Annotated in this window: 9 protein-coding genes; 4 read left to right on the forward strand and 5 right to left on the reverse strand. The window is 74.0% G+C overall.

Annotated features, from left to right (window positions below; genetic code table 11):
- Nucleotides 1-29 precede the first annotated feature (29 nt).
- Genes glyA through OG624_RS06120 form a run of 4 tightly spaced genes read left to right on the forward strand, consistent with a single transcriptional unit; the run spans nucleotide 30 to nucleotide 3,791 of the window.
- A complete protein-coding gene (gene glyA, locus OG624_RS06105) occupies nucleotides 30-1,430 on the forward strand; it encodes a serine hydroxymethyltransferase (protein ID WP_371639193.1) in 1,401 nt (466 codons plus the stop codon).
- On the forward strand, nucleotides 1,427-2,116 hold the full coding sequence (locus OG624_RS06110; protein WP_371639194.1) for a DUF2461 domain-containing protein: 690 nt from the start codon (nucleotides 1,427-1,429) through the stop codon (nucleotides 2,114-2,116). The genes glyA and OG624_RS06110 overlap by 4 nt, the downstream gene beginning before the upstream one ends.
- Nucleotides 2,113-3,183, forward strand: coding sequence for a threonine aldolase family protein (locus OG624_RS06115; protein ID WP_371587327.1), 1,071 nt, complete (start codon nucleotides 2,113-2,115; stop codon nucleotides 3,181-3,183). Before OG624_RS06110 ends, OG624_RS06115 begins: the two co-directional genes overlap by 4 nt.
- A gap of 26 nt (nucleotides 3,184-3,209) precedes the next feature.
- Entirely contained in the window at nucleotides 3,210-3,791 is a 582-nt protein-coding gene (locus OG624_RS06120; RefSeq protein ID WP_030713495.1) for a GNAT family N-acetyltransferase, read from the forward strand.
- A gap of 66 nt (nucleotides 3,792-3,857) precedes the next feature.
- Here OG624_RS06120 and OG624_RS06125 read toward each other — a convergent pair whose 3' ends face one another.
- From OG624_RS06125 to OG624_RS06145, 5 genes are read right to left on the reverse strand one after another with little or no spacing between them, the layout of a single operon-like run.
- Complete coding sequence (locus OG624_RS06125; protein ID WP_033214181.1) at nucleotides 3,858-5,003, reverse strand: acyl-CoA dehydrogenase family protein; 1,146 nt, start codon at nucleotides 5,001-5,003, stop codon at nucleotides 3,858-3,860.
- Entirely contained in the window at nucleotides 5,000-6,190 is a 1,191-nt protein-coding gene (locus OG624_RS06130; protein WP_051762263.1) for an acyl-CoA dehydrogenase family protein, read from the reverse strand. Before OG624_RS06130 ends, OG624_RS06125 begins: the two co-directional genes overlap by 4 nt.
- Nucleotides 6,191-6,200: 10 nt before the next feature.
- Nucleotides 6,201-7,598: a condensation domain-containing protein gene (locus OG624_RS06135; RefSeq protein WP_371639195.1), complete on the reverse strand. Its 1,398-nt coding sequence runs from the start codon at nucleotides 7,596-7,598 to the stop codon at nucleotides 6,201-6,203.
- Nucleotides 7,598-10,954: a non-ribosomal peptide synthetase gene (locus tag OG624_RS06140; RefSeq protein ID WP_371639196.1), complete on the reverse strand. Its 3,357-nt coding sequence runs from the start codon at nucleotides 10,952-10,954 to the stop codon at nucleotides 7,598-7,600. Before OG624_RS06140 ends, OG624_RS06135 begins: the two co-directional genes overlap by 1 nt.
- Nucleotides 10,947-15,062 (reverse strand): non-ribosomal peptide synthetase, encoded by a 4,116-nt coding sequence (locus OG624_RS06145; protein ID WP_371587331.1) that lies wholly within the window; start codon nucleotides 15,060-15,062, stop codon nucleotides 10,947-10,949. The genes OG624_RS06140 and OG624_RS06145 overlap by 8 nt, the downstream gene beginning before the upstream one ends.
- Between the last annotated feature and the right edge of the window lie 16 nt (nucleotides 15,063-15,078).

The following is a 15,078-nucleotide window of genomic DNA, read 5'->3' on the forward strand; positions in this document are numbered from 1 at the left end:
ATCACGGACGATTCCGAGAGGGGACAGTCATGAGTCTCACCCTGCCCGCGCCCGTCACCGAGCCGGAGCTGCCCGCCGCACCCGGCGCCGGCTCCGGTCCCGAGGCCGATCCCGACCTGGTCGATTTCGCCGGTCACGCCGCGACGCGGCTCAGAGAGCGCGACGCGCAGTTGTACGCGCTGCTGGCCCGGGAGTCGGCGCGCCAGCGCGACACCCTGATGATGGTCGCGGCGTCCAGCGTCGCGGATCCCTCCGTCCTGGCGTGCGAGGGCAGCGCGCTCGGCAACCTGACCGCCGAGGGCTTTCCCGGGAACCGCTACCACGCCGGATGCGGGGTCGCCGACGAGATCGAGCGCCTCGCGATCGACCGGGCGTGCGCGGCGTTCGGGGCGCAGGACGCGATCGTGCAGCCGCACTCCGGCTCCTCCGCCAACCTCGCGGTGATCACGGCCTTGTTGAACCCCGGTGACTCCCTGCTCGGGCTGGACCTGGACTGCGGTGGGCACCTGACCCACGGCTCCCCCGCCTCGGTGACCGGCCGCTACTACCGGGCCCACGGCTACCGGGTGACCCCGGAGGGGCTGCTCGACTACGACCAGATCCGTGAACTGGCGCTGGAGCACCGCCCGAAGCTGATCGTGTGCGGGGCGAGCGCGTACCCGCGCAGCATCGACTTCGCCCGGTTCCGGGAGATCGCGGACGAGGCCAACGCCTATCTCCTGGCGGACATCTCGCACATCGCGGGACTGGTCGCGGCCGGCCTCCACCAGAGCCCCGTCGATCATGCCCACGTGACCACCACCAGCACCTACAAGCAGCTGTACGGGCCGCGCGGCGGGCTGATCCTGCTCGGCCGGGAGGCCCGTAAGGCCGGGCCGGAGCGCGGCACGCTGGCCGCGACGCTGCGCCGGGCCGTGTTCCCCTTCACCCAGGGCACGCCCGACCTGGCGTCGGTGGCGGCCAAGGCGCGCGCCCTGGATTTCGTGGCGAGCCCCGACTTCGCCGAGCTCGCCAAGCGGCTCGCCGACGGCGCGCAGGCGATCGCCGGGCGCCTCTCGGACCGGGGGTTCAGGCTGGTCACCGGCGGTACGGACACCCACATGGTGCTGTTGGACCTGCGCGGCACCGGGGTCACCGGGGATGTCGCCGAGCAGGCCCTGGAGTCCTGCGGGATCGTCGTCAACCGCAATCGGGTCCCCGGCGACACCACACCGGTCCGGGTGACCGGTGGACTGCGGCTCGGCACCAACACGCTGGCCGCGCGCGGGATGGACCACGCGGTGGCCGCCGAGTGCGCCGACCTGGTCGCCGATGTCCTGGTGGCGCTGCGCGCGCAGGGCGGCGTACTGCCCGACGTGCTGCGCGACCGGGTGCGTACCCGGGTCTCCGAGCTGTGCGCCGCCCACCCCCTGCCGGGGTATCTGCCGTGACCTTCAGCGGCTTCCCGCCCTCGGCACTGCGCCTGTACGAGGACCTCGCGGCCGACAACGACAAGGAGGCGTGGCGGTTGCGCCACCGCGAGCGGTACGAGCGTGACGTACGTGCGCCGATGGACGAGCTGGCCGCTGAACTGGGCACGTTCTTCGAGGAGTGGGCCGGGCCGGCCGGGGTGCACGTGCTCGGTCCGGTCCGGGACACCCGGATGTCCCACGACAAGTCCCCGTACAAGACCTACCAGGGCGCCTACCTGGATCTGCTGCCCTGCCTGGGCCTGTGGGTGCACCTGGACCGGCACGGTCTCTACGCCTCCGGGCGCTGGTATCCCTATGCCGGGGCCGAGGTCGCCCGGTACCGCGCCGCCGTCGAGGAGGAGGACGGCGGCGCGGAGCTGGCCGCGATCGTGGGCCGGCTGGAGGCCCAGGGGTTCACCGTGGGCGGCGATCGGCTCAAGTCCCGGCCGCGGGGGGTCCCGGCGGACCATCCGCGGCTGGGGCTGCTGCGCCACCGCAAGATCGACGCGGGCCGGCGCTTCGGTCCGGACGCCGGGCTGCACACGGCGCGCGCCGGGGAGCTGGTGCGGGAGACCTGGCAGCTGGTGCGCCCGTTGTTGGACTGGGTGGCGGCCCGCGAACTCACCCCACAGCCCCGCGAGCGAGGAGTTGACGTACCGTCATGAGCATCGGGAGTTTCGAGACCGTCGATCTGCGCAGCGACACGGTGACCCGGCCGGGTGCCGGGATGAGGGCCGCGATGGCCGCGGCCGAGGTCGGCGACGACCTGTTCGGGGAGGACCCGACGGTCCGCGCGTTGGAGGACCGGCTCGCCGGGCTCTTCGGCTTCTCCGGGGCGCTGTTCACCCCGTCCGGGGTGATGGCCAACCAGATCGCCCTCCAGCTCCTCGTCGGTCCCGGCGAGGAGCTGGTGTGCGACGCGGAGGCGCACATCCTGGCGCACGAGGAGGCCTCCCCGGCCCGCTACGGCGGGATCCAGACGCGCACGGTGACGGCGGAGCGGGGCGTGGTCACCGCGGCCCTGCTGGCCGGGGTGGTCCGGCGGGGGAACCCGTACACGCTCGGCACCCGGGCGGTGGAGGTCGAGCAGACCCACACCCGGGCCGGCGGTACGGTCCATCCGCTGGACACGCTGCGCGCCGTACGCGAACTGGCGTCCGGCGCGGGCCTGTCGGTCCACATGGACGGGGCCCGGATCTGGAACGCGATGGCCGCGACGGGCACCTCGGCGCACGCGTACGGGCGAACGGTCGACTCGCTGGCCGTGTGCCTGTCGAAGGGTCTGGGCGCGCCCGTCGGCTCGGTGCTCCTGCTGGCGGCCGAACAGCTGCCGCGGGCGCGGAAGTTGCGGCACGGCCTGGGCGGCGGCATGCGCCAGTCGGGCATCCTGGCGGCTGCGGGTCTGTACGCCCTGGACCACCACGTGGAGCGGATCGCCGAGGACCACGCCAATGCCGCGCTGTTGGCGGCGGGGCTGCGGGACGCCGGGTTCACCGTGCGCCCGCCGGAGACCAACATCGTCCTCATCGAGGTTCCCGGCGCCGACGAGGTCGTCGCACGGGCCGCCAAGGAAGGAGTACTGGTGACCGCGCCGGGCCCGGAGACGGTCCGGCTGGTCACTCATCTGGACGCAGGACGACAGGCGTGTCGGCGGGCCCTCGGGGTGCTGACCGCCGTGATGACCGATGTCGTCACCGGGACGCGGGACACCGCGGCCGCGGGACGCTCGTAAGTAGCGGAAGAGAGCGAAGTAGCAGCATGAGTTTAGAAGTACGGCCCGCCACGGCGGATCTGTGGGACGACATCCGCCAGGTGCTCCAGCCGAAGAAGAGCGCGCACACGTGCTGGTGCATGGCGTGGCGGCTGTCGACCGGCGACTACGGGCGGCTCACGGCGGACGAGCGGGGCGAGCACCTGCGCGGCCTCATGGAGAAGGCCGATCCGCCGCCCGGGGTCCTCGGGTTCCTGGACGGCGAGGTGGCCGGCTGGTGCAACGTGGCGCCGCGCCGGCAGCTCGACCGGCTGACCTCCTCCAAGACGATCACACCGGTGGACGATCTGCCCGTGTGGTCGGTGACCTGCTTCGTCGTGCGCAAGGACTTCCGCGGCAAGGGGGTCGCCTCCGGCCTGTTGGAGGGGGCCGTCGAGCACGCGCGCGCCCACGGTGCGCCCGCCGTCGAGGGGTATCCGGTGGACCCGGAGGGCGGTCGGGTGAATCCGACGCTCGCCTATGTCGGGACGATGGACATGTTCGAGCGGGCGGGCTTCCGCCGGGTCCACCGCACCGAGGCCAAGAGCGACAAGCGGCACCGCTGGGTCATGCGCCGCGACCTGGTCTGACGGTCCTCGTGGTAAGGGGAAGGGGCTCCCGCGGTGCGGGGGCCCCTTCCCTCGTGCGGGCGCCGGTCAGGGCGTGTGCGCCGCGATGTCCCAGAGGTGGGCGGGACGCCCGCAGCGCATGGCCTCCCAGGCAGCGCGTCGGTAGCAGCCCGCCACCAGGCCGTCCCGGACCAGGCCCGAGGCGCCGTGCAGGTGGACCGCGTCACGGGTCACGTCGAGGGTGGTCTCCGCCGTGAGGGCGATCAGCCCGGCGGCCTCCCCCGCGCTGAGCCGGTCCTCGTCGAGGTCCCGGGCCGCGTCCCCGACGGCCCAGCGCACGGCGTCGAGGCGGGCCAACAGGCCTGCCACGCGCAGCCGGGGACCTTGGTGTTTGACCAGGGCCTGGCCGAACTGCTGCCGGCCGCGGATCCGGGAGACGACCGCGGTCAGGGCGGCCGCCGTGATCCCGGCCAGCAGCGAGGCCTGGTGGACGGCCGCGCGCAGGCCCACGCGGGCGAGTGCCTGTTCGGCGGCCAGGCCGCTCAGCAGCACCGCCTCGGCGGGCAGCCGTACCTCGTCGAAGACGGCACTGGCGACGGCTCCCCCACCGTGGTCGCGCAGCGGGCGGACCTGGACGCCCTCGGTGGGCAGGCGTACGAGTGCCACGCACGGCCCGTCGGGGCCGTCGGCCAGGACCAGCAGCGCGCCCGGGGCGACGCCGGCGGCGAAGGGGCCACCGGTGCCGGTGAGGACGACGGCGCCGGTGGCCGGATCCGATTTCCAGCTGATGCCCGGCGGTACGGTGCCGCGCGGATCGGGCAGCCGGCCCGGCACGGCCAGGGCCAGTTCCCCGGTGCGGACCTGGTCCAGGAGGGCGTCGGCGGCTTCGGGGGCGAGCGGGCCGAGGCCGGAGATCAGGTCCAGGGCGAGGAGGGTGTCGGTGAGCGGGAGGGGCTGCGTCGCGTTGCCCGCCTCCTCGCACACCATGGCGACGACGGCCTGGCCGAGGTCGAGCCCGTCGTGGCCGATGGGCAGGGCGAACTCCCAGGCCCCGACCTGGGTCAGCGCCTCCCAGGCACCGGCGGGCGTGTCCCCGTCGACCTCCAGTCCCTGCCGCACGGTGAGCCGGAGCTGCCGGAAGAGGGAGTCCTCGTCCTCCCGCTCCCGCCAGCGCTCGGACGCCGCCGCGCTCTGACCACCCGTACCGTTCCCGCCTACCGCCTGTGTCGTCACGGCCGTACCTCCGCCCCTGAGTCGAGACGCAGCCGGGCCAGCGTCTCCAGCATCATTTCGGCGGTGCCGCCCGATATCCGCATCCCCGGGGCTTCGCGCAACGCCGCGTCGAGTGGGTGTGCCACCCCGTCGACCTCGGGGTCGTCGAGGGTCATGCTGCGGTCGCCGTCGAGTTCCGCGGCCCACCAGGCCACCTCGGCGGCGAGCTCGGTGGTGTACCACTTGGCGGCGGCTGCCTCGTCCTCGTTGAGTTCGCCCCGGTCGAGGCGGGTGAGGACGCGGCGGACCAGCGTGCCCGCCGCGAGCAGCCGGGCGTTGAGCTTGGCCAGGCCGATCTGGTCGTGCTGGCCGGCCTCCAGCCGGTCGGTGTGGACCTCCAGCCGTTCCACGGCGGCCCGGTACCAGCGCAGCGCCTTGACGTAGTAGTCGAGTCCGGTGCGCTCGAAGGCGAGGGTCTTGACCACGATGGCCCAGCCCTGGCCGGTCGCGCCGACCACGTCGTCGGCGGTCACGGCCACCCCGTCGAGGGTGACCTCGTGGAAGGCGTCGTCGCCCATGCCCGGGATCTGCCGGATGGTGACGCCCGGTTGGGCCAACGGCACCAGGAACAGGCTGAAGGCGTCGTCCTCGCCGCGGGCCAGGCACAGTCCGTAGTCGGCGAGCCGGGCGAAGAGCGAGTGGACCTTGGTGCCGTACAGCTTGTAGCCGCCCTTGCCGTCGGACACGGCCCGGGTGGAGAGGATGTTGAGGTCGGATCCGGCCTGCGGTTCGCTGAACAGCACGCAGCCGAAGGCGGTGCCGGCCGCGAAGCCCGGCAGGTGTCGGGCCTTCATCGCCGGGCTCGCGACGTTGAGCAGGGTGGATCCGACGATCTGCACGGTGAGGGTGTGCAGCAGGTCGGGGACGTCGTGCATGGCCAGTTCCTCGACCAGTACGGCGGCGGCGACCTGGCTGATGCCGCGGCCGCCGTACTCCTCGGGCCACTGGGGTGCGAGGAGGCCCCGCTCGCCCAGGGCCCGGTGGATGGGCCGGGGGTCACGGGTGCGCCGGGCCTCGGCCACGGGTGCCGAGACCAGGATGTCGTGGATGTCCTCGCGCAGGGCCCGCATGGGGGTGCGGGGCACGTCGGCTCCGCTCCGTACGAGCCCGCAGTCCGCGGGCGCGCGGTAGAACTCGGTGGTGAGCACGGGCAACTCCCTAGGTGGTGAGCGGGGATGCGGGCGCGGCGACGGCCCGGTCCAGCACGTCCTCGATTCCGGTGAGCAGCCCTCGCACGTCCTCGGGCCTGGCCGCGTGGCGGTTGTACTCGGCGGTGCCGCCGATCTCGCCGTCCCGTTCCACGAGGCCGATGCAGGCGAGGGCGGCTGCCGGGTCGGGGCTGTAGAGCTCCAGGTGCCGGGCGGACGGCCCGGGCAGCTGGCCGACCTCGATGCCCGGCAGGTCCAGGGGGACCGACGGGTAGTTGTGGAGGGCGAAAAGGACGTTGTACGGCGGGGGCGAGCCGTCGTCGAACAGGACATCAACGGGTAGCCGTTGGTGGGCGAGCGCCTCGGCCACCGCGGTCCGGGTGCGGTGCAGCAGTTCCCGGAAGGTGGGGCCGCCCGCCAGGTCGAGCCGGATCGGCACCACGGTGGTGAACTGCCCGACGGCGCCTTCGAGGGCTCCGGCGAAGCGGCCGGCCGCGGGGGTGCCGATCACCTGCGAGGTACGGCCCTGCCTGCGGGCCAGTACGACGGCCAGTGCGGCGAGCAGCGTCATGAACGGGGTGGCTCCCTCGGCCGCGCCGAGCTCCAGCCCGGCGTCGACGGGCCCGCGGGCCAGCCGTACCGGGAGATGGCCGCGTTCGAATCCGCCGGGTGCCCGGGGTGCGGGTGGGTCGGCGGCGAACACCGCTCGGCGTCGGGACAGTTCGGCCGATCCGTCGGGTCCGGCGAGCCAGCGGTGCTGCCAGTCGGCGTAGTCGGGGAACTGCAGGTCGGGCGGGGCGAGCCCGGCCGGGCCCGCGCGGTAGCCGGCGGCCAGGTCCGCGAGGAAGACCCCGGAGGACCAGCCGTCGAAGACCGCGAGGTGGGAGGCGAGGATCAGGACGTGCTCGTCCGGGGCGAGCCGCAGCAGCCGGAAGGCGCTGGTGCGGCCGCCCTCCAGGTCCAGGACGGTGGAGGCGCTCTCGGTGAGCTGCAGGGCCACGCGTTCGGCGGCGGACTGCGGGGTGAAGCCCGAGAGGTCGGCCCGGGTGAGCCGCAGCACCGGTTCCTCGTCCACGTGCAGCCGGGGCTGACCGGTGGTGGAGACGGCGAGTCTCGTACGCAGCGCCTCGTGGCGGCGCAGCACCCCGGTGAGTGCCTCCACGAGCCGCTCGGGGTCGAGGGGACCGGTCAGCCGCAGGGCGTGCGAGCCGGTGGCGACGGCCGGGTGGGTGCGTTCGCGGCGCCACAGCCGGGACTGGAGTGCGGTCGGGGGGACCGGCCCCGCGCCGGAGCGCGGGGCCGGGTGGGCGGGTACGGGCCGGCGGGCGGCCAGCATCAGGCGGGCCAGTTCGCGCTTCGCCTCGGGAAGCGCGGCGAGCGCTCCTTCGAGCCCGGCCGGGTCGGCCATCAGGGACCGTCCGGGTGCTGGAGGGAGCCGAGGAGGGCGGCGGCCTCGTCGTCGCTCATGTTCTCGATCTGCTCGAAGACCGCGAGCAGCCGGTCCTGTTCACCGGCGGCCTCGGCCTTGGCGGCGCGGACCAGTTCGGCGAGCCCGGAGACGGTCGGGCGGCCGAAGAAGTCGGCGAGGGCGATGTCGATGCCGAAGAGGGCGCGGACCCGGGAGACGACGATGGTGGCCTGCAGGGAGCTGCCGCCCAGGGCGAAGAAGTCGCCCTCCACGTCCGGGTTCTGCCATTCGAGCAGCGGGGTGAGGATGTCGCGGCAGATCTGCTCCTCGATGGCGTCGCGGGGCGCGGTGCCGCCCTCGGCCGACAGCTCGGTCGGCTGCGGCAGCGCGGCGGTGTCGACCTTGCCGTGCGGGGTGAGGGGCAGTTCGTCGAGGACGACGACGACCGGCACCATGTAGCCGGGCAGCCGGCCGGCCGCGTAGGCCCGCAGGCCCTCGGCGTCGGCGACCTCGGAGGCGTACGAGCCCACCTGCTCGACCGTGACGTAGGCGGCCAGCATCCGCTCGCCGCCCGCGGCGGGCTGGGCGACCACGACGGCCTGCTGCACGGAGGGGTGTCCGGTGAGCACGGACTCGACCTCGCCCGGCTCGATGCGGTGGCCGCGCACCTTGAGCTGGCGGTCGGTGCGGCCGAGGAAGTCCAGGTTGCCGCCGGGCAGCCAGCGGACCAGGTCGCCGGTGCGGTAGAGGCGCTCGGTCTCGGGGCCGTCCGCATAGGGGTTGTCGGCGAAGCGGTCAGCGGTGAGGTCGGGACGGCCCAGGTAGCCGCGGGCGACGCCGGGGCCGGCGACGCACAGTTCGCCGGGGACGCCGGGCGGGACCGGCCGCAGCCGCTCGTCGAGGACGAAGGCCTGGTGGCCGGGCATGGGGCGGCCGATCGGCGGGTTGCGGTCGTAGCTGCCGGTGCAGTCCATGAGGGTGACGGCGACGGTCGCCTCGGTGGGTCCGTACCCGTTGACGAACCTGCGCTCCCCCGCGGTCCATTCGGCGACCAGCCGGCCGGGGAAGGCCTCGCCGCCCACCGAGACCAGCCGCAGGTCGGGCAGGCCGGCCTGGTCGAGCAACGGCAGCAGGGCGGGCGGGAGTTCCGCGACGGTGACCGCGTCCTCGCGCATCCGGGTCTGCAGCAGGGCCGGGTCGCGGCGCTCGTCGTCGGTGGCGATGACGAGCGCGCCGCCCGCCAGCAGGGTGGTGAAGATCTCGAAGACGGAGACGTCGAAGGTGAGCGGGGCGAACTGCAGGACGCGGTCCTCGGCCCGGATCTCGTAGGCCTTGGCGATGGTGCGGGAGAAGTGGGTGACCGAGCGGTGCTCGATCATGACGCCCTTGGGGGTGCCGCTGCTGCCGGAGGTGTAGAGCACGTAGGCCAGGTCGCCGGGGGTGGCGGTCGGTGCGAGGGAGGGGACCTCCCGGACGGGGGCGGCCGTCCCGGTGGTGACCAGCTCCAGCGGTACGGGCAGCTGTGCGCTCTCGTCGACGAGGGCGTGCCGGATCCTGGCGTCGGCGAGGACGGTACGGGTCCGCTCGGCCGGGGCGGCCGGGTCGATCGGGATGTAGTGGGCGCCCGCCTTGAGCACGCCGAGGACGCCGGCGACGGCGGCCGGGCCGCGGGAGACGCACACGGCGACGGGGTCACCGTGGCGGACCCCGCGGTCGCGCAGCCGGTGGGCGATGGCCTCGGACCAGCGGTCGAGGGCCGCGTAGTCGAGCCGGGTGGAGCCGTGGCGGACGGCGACGGCGTCGGGGTGGATGGTAGCCCGCTCGCGGAACGCGCGGTCCAGGGTGGTGGTCCAGGCCGCCTCGTCGACGGGGCCGCCGCGGGACAGCTCGCGGGCGTGCCGGGAGGCGGCCGGCTCCTCGACCAGGCTGATGTCGCCGACCTGGAGGTCGGGGTTCTCGGCGACCTGCTCCAGGACCTGGCGGAAGGCGCCGAGCAGGGCGCTCGCCGTGCCGTGCCGGTAGAGGGAGGTGTTGTATTCGAGGGAGAGTTCCAGGCCGTCGTTCTCGCCGACCAGGAAGCTCATGTCGAACTTGGCCGCGCCGTCGTGCAGTTGGTCCATGGTGAAGTCGACGTCCGCGGCCTGCGCCCGGTGGGTCCCCCAGCGGCCCAGCGAGGTGAACTCGATCTGGAACAGCGGGTGGCGCAGCGGGTCGCGCACCGGGCGGACGGCCTCGACGACCTGCTCGAAAGGCAGCTCGCTGTTGGTGAAGGAGTCCATGACGGAGGCCGCGGTGCGCGTGACCAGCTCGCGGAAGGTGAGCTGGTCGGTGACCTCGGTGCGCAGGGTGATCATCTGGACGAAGCAGCCGATGACCTGTTCCAGGTCGGGGTGCGGCCGGGAGGCGCTGGCCGTGCCGACGACGACGTCCTCGGTGCGGGTCCAGTGCCGCAACAGCGCGTTGAAGGCGGCGAGCAGGGTGGTGAAGACGGTGGTGCTGTTGGCGTCGGCGAGTTCGGTGAGGCGGTCCAGGAGCTTCTGGTCCAGGGTCAGTTTCAGACCGCGGCCGTCACCTCTGGTCTCGGGGCCGCGCGGGTGGTCGGGCAGGACCTCGGTGGCGACGGCGCCGGCCAGGATCTGGCGCCACTTGGTCGCGAGGGCCCGGCCGTGCTCGTCGTTCTCCAGCTTGGCCCGCTGCCAGGCCGCGAAGTCGGCGTACTCGACGGCGAGCCGGGGAGCCTCGAGGCGCTTGCCCGCGGCGGCCGCCGCGTAGCCCGCGGTCAGTTCCTCGGTGAAGATCCGCGTCGAGCCCGGGTCCCAGGCGACGTGGTGGACGACCCAGAGCAGGACGTGGTGCTCGGGGGCGAGTCGTACGAGGTGGGCGCGGACGGGCGGGCCGGCGGCCAGGTCGAAGGGGGCGGCGGCGCAGCTCGCGGTGAGCTCGGCGAGTTCGCGGTCCGCGTCCTCGCTGCCCGCGAGGTCGGTGCTCTGGACACCGAGCACGAAGGAGGGGACGGGTTCCTGCCAGGGCACTCCGTCGATCTCGACGAGTTTGCTGTGCAGCACCTGGTGGCGGGCGACGACGGCGTTGAGCGCCTCGTGCAGGGCGGCCCGGTCGAGGGGTCCGCCCAGGCCTATGGCCAGGGCTATGTTGTTGCGGGCCTTACCGGCGCCGAGCTTGTCGACGAACCACATCTGCTCCTGCTGGAAGGAGGAGCGGGAGCGCGGTCCGTGGTCGGCGCGCTTCAGTTCGATGCGGCGGCCCACTCCGGCCGTCATCTGGTTGCGCATCCGGCCCAGCAGCCGGGAGCGCTGTCCCTGGGGCAGCCGGCCGAGCCGTTCGGCGAGATCAGACATGGGTTCCTCCGTTGCGGTGCAGGTCGGCGAGGAGAGCGGCGAGCGCGTCGGGCAGGTGCTTGGCGAAGTAGTGGCGGCCGCCGGGGATCACGGCGAGGCGTACGTCGGCCGCGTACCGGCCCCAGGCGCGGTAGCCGTTCGCGTAGCCCTCGGTCGCGTCGTCGGCGTCGCCGATGATGCAGGTGAGCGGGGTGGCCAGGGGGCGGTCGTAGCCGTCCGGGGTGCGGGCGAAGAAGCGGGCGGCTTCGGTCATGTCGTGGCGGACCATCCGCAGGACCGCGGTGAGGTCGCTGTCGTCGAGGACGCCGTCGAAGCCGTCCATGGTGGTCAGGTACGCGACGAGGTCGTCGTCGCCGGAGACGCGTTCCATCTCCAGGGCGTACTCGGGGTCCTCCTCCGGGAGGGCGGCCGCGAGGTCGAGGGCGATCGGGCGCTGCCCCAGCCGTTCCAGTACGTGGGTGGTCTCCAGGGCGGTGACGACTCCGGCGCAGTGGCCGTAGACCGCGTACGGGCCCCGCACGGTGCGGGCGATCTCCGCGGCGGCGAGTTCCGCGAACTCGGGGACCGGCAGCATCGGGCCGGGGCGCAGCGGGTCGTGTCCGGGCGGGGAGACGGCCAGGAGTTCGATGTGCGGCGGGAGCTGGGCGGCCAGTGGCTGGTAGGCGATCGCGTCGCCGCCGCCGTGCGGGAAGCAGACGAGGGTCAACGCGGTGGTTCCGGCGGGGCGTTCGGGGGTGAGCCGGTGCAGCAGTCGGTGCTGCCGCGGGCCCGCTGCCGGGTCCGTTCCGGCGAGTTCGGCGGTGCGGGCGGCGAGACCGGCCGGGGTCGGGTTGCTGAACAGGTCGACGACGCGCAGGGCGGCGGCTCCGCCGTCCGGCAGGGCGGTGGCGACGGCGCGGACCGCGCGCACGGCTGCGAAGGAGTCCCCGCCGAGGGCGAAGAAGTCGTCGTCGGGGGCGACTTCGGGCACGCCCAGCACCTCGGCCCAGACGGCGGCGATCCGCAGGGCGACCGGGTCCGTGTCGGCCGGCGCGGACGCGGATGCGGATGCGGATGCGGCGGGCCGACTCATGGCGGGGCCGGCGGGACGCGGTTCGGGCAGCGCGCCCCGGTCCACCTTGCCGTTGGGGCTCAGCGGCAGCCGCTCCAGCAGCACCAGTTCGGCGGGGACGCAGTGCGGGGGCAGGACGGCGGCGAGGGCGGTCCGTAGGGCCGCGGTGTCGAGGTCGGCGCCCTCCTCGGGGACCACGTAGCCGACGAGACGGTCGGAGCCGGCGGTGCGGCGGGCGGCCACGACGGCCTCGCGGACCCTGGGTCGGTCGCGCAGCGCGCTCTCCACCTCTCCCGGTTCGATGCGGAGCCCGTTGAGCTTGATCCGGAAGTCGGTGCGGCCGAGGAGTTCGATGGTGCCGTCGGCGCCGTAGCGGGCCAGGTCGCCGGTGCGGTAGAGGCGTTCCGTGCGGCCGGGCTCCAGTTCGACGTGGACGAACTTCTCCTCGGTGAGCTCGGGCCGGTTCAGGTAGCCGCGGGCCAGTCCGACGCCGCCGAGGTGGAGTTCGCCGGGGACGCCGACGGGGACGAGGCGGTCGTTCGGGTCGAGGATGTAGGTGAGCTGGTTGGCCATGGGCCGCCCGTACGGGAGCTTCGTCCACTCGGGATCGACCCGGCCGACGGGGAACTCCACCGAGTGGATGGAGGCCTCGGTCGCCCCGCCGAGCGCCACGAAGGACAGGTCGGGCGCGAAGGCGCGGATCCGGTCGGGCTGGGTGACGGGGATCCAGTCGCCGCCGAGGAACGCGGTGCGCAGCTTCGGCAGGCGGGGCCCGCCGGTGTGTTCGAGCTGGTCGGCGAGGAGGCCGAGAAGGGCGGGGGCGGAGTTCCAGACGGTGACGCCGTGCCGCTCGACCAGGTCGGCCCAGTGGGCCGGGTCCTTGGCGGCGGCCGGGTCGGGCAGGACGAGGGTGCCGCCGGCGGCGAGGATGCCGAGGGTCTCGTAGACGCTCATGTCGAAGCTGGGCGAGGACAGGGCGAGGACCGAGTCGCCGGGCCCGATGCCGTACGAGCGGTTGAGGTCGAGCAGGTTGTTGACGACGCCGCGGTGTTCCAGGGCGATGCCCTTGGGGGTGCCGGTGGAGCCCGAGGTGAAGATGACGTAGGCCAGGTCCCGGGAGGTGACGGGGACGGCCGGGCGGGTCGCGGGCAGCTCGGCGAGCGCGGCCCGGTCGGTGTCGAGGAGCACCTGGGCGGTGCCGGCGGGGACGGGCAGCCGGCCGATCAGCTCCGCGTCGGAGACGACGATGGGCGGCGCGGCGTCCTTCAGCAGCAGGGCCAGGCGCTCGGCCGGGTAGTCCGGGTCGAGGGGGACGTAGGCGCCACCGGACTTGAGGACGGCGAGGATCGCGGTGACCAGTCCGGGGCCGCGGCGCAGGCACAGGGCCACGGTCCGGTCGGGGCCGGCGCCGGCTTCGATCAGCCGGTGCGCGAGCCGGTTGGCGCGCTCCTCCAGCTCCCGGTAGGTGATGTTCCAGCCGCCGAGTCCGCCGAGGATCACGGCGGGCGCGTCGGGCCGACGGTCGGCGTGCTGCTCGAACAGCTCGTGCAGGCAGGCGTCCTGGGGGAAGGGGGCGCGGGTGGCGTTCCAGTCGTCCAGGGCGGCCCGGCGCTCGGCGTCGGTGAGCAACGGCAGGGCGGACAGCGGGGCGTCGGGGCGGTCGAGCGCCCCTTCGAGGGTGGTGAGGAAGTGGCCGAGGAGCCGGTCCACGGTCGTGGCGTCGAACAGGGCGGTGGGGTACTCGACGAGGGCGCGGACGGCGGTCCCGGTGTCGTGGACGCTGATCATGAGGTCGTACTTGGTGGCGTGCGAGGAGAAGTCGATGGGCTCGGTGGCGACGCCCGCGAGGCCGGGGGCGGTGTCCGGGGTCTCGTCGAGGAGGAACATCACGGAGGTGAGCGGCGGCCGGCTGGGGTCGCGGGGCAGGCCGAGGGCGTCGACGATCAGGTCGAAGGGCAGTTCCTGGTGCGCGTACGCCTGGAGGGTGGTGTGGCGGGTGGCGCGGACCAGCTCCGCGAAGCCGGGGTCGCCGCCGGTTCGGATGCGCAGCGGCAGGGTGTTGACGAAGAAGCCGATGAGCTCGCCGAAGGCCGGGTGGTCGCGGCCGGAGACGGAGGTGCCGACGACGATGTCCTCCTGGCCGGTCCAGCGGCGCAGGGTGGCGGCGAAGCCGGCCAGCATCGTCATGTAGAGCGTGGCGCCCTCGGACTTGCCGAACTCCCGCAGCCGGGCGATGAGCCGGGGCGGGAGGTCGATGTAGCGGGAGGCGCCGGCGTGGCCGAAGACGGGCGGTCTGGGGCGGTCGGTGGGCAGGTCCACCGGGGTGGCGCCGCCCAGTTCCTCGCGCCAGAAGGAGGTGAGGCTCTCCAGCCGGTCCCCGCTGACGCGGCGGCGCTGCCAGGTGGCGAAGTCGGCGTACTGGAGGGCGAGCGGGGCCGTCGTCTCGGTGGGGGCGCCGGTGCGGGCGGCGTAGGCGCGCTCCAGTTCGGTGTAGAGGACGCGCATGGACCAGCCGTCGGTGACGATGTGGTGCAGGTTGAGGACGAGGACGTGGTCCTCGGCGTCGATCCGGCCGAGCCGGGCCCGCAGCGGGACGGCGCCGGCCAGGTCGAAGGGGGCGCCCGCGTCGGCGTCGTAGAACGGTCGGGCCGCCGCCTCGTCGGGCAGCTCGGTCACCGGGAGGGGAAGCCGGTAGCCGTCGATCACCCGGGGGACGGCCTCGGTGGCGCCCTCCTGGTAGCGGTAGACGGTCCGCAGCACCTCGTGGCGGTCCACGATGTCCTGGAGCGCCGCGTGCAGGGCGGGGACGTCGAGGGGGCCGCGGATGCGGGTGGCGACCGGCACGTTGTAGGCGGGGCTGCCGGGCTGCAGCTGGTCGATGAACCACAGGCGGCGCTGCGCGAAGGAGAGCACCGGTTCTTCGGCGGGGTCGCGGGGTGCCGGCTCAGGGTCCTCCCGTACGGCGGCGCGCCCGCCGGTGCGGCCCGTCAGGGCCTGGAACAGTGCCCGGCGGGACTTCGGCAGTGCGGCTATGCGTTCGGCGAGGGACTCGCTCACCTTGAGCCTCCGTGCG

The sequence above is a fragment of the Streptomyces virginiae genome, from assembly GCF_041432505.1.
GTDB classification, from domain to species: domain Bacteria; phylum Actinomycetota; class Actinomycetes; order Streptomycetales; family Streptomycetaceae; genus Streptomyces; species Streptomyces virginiae_A.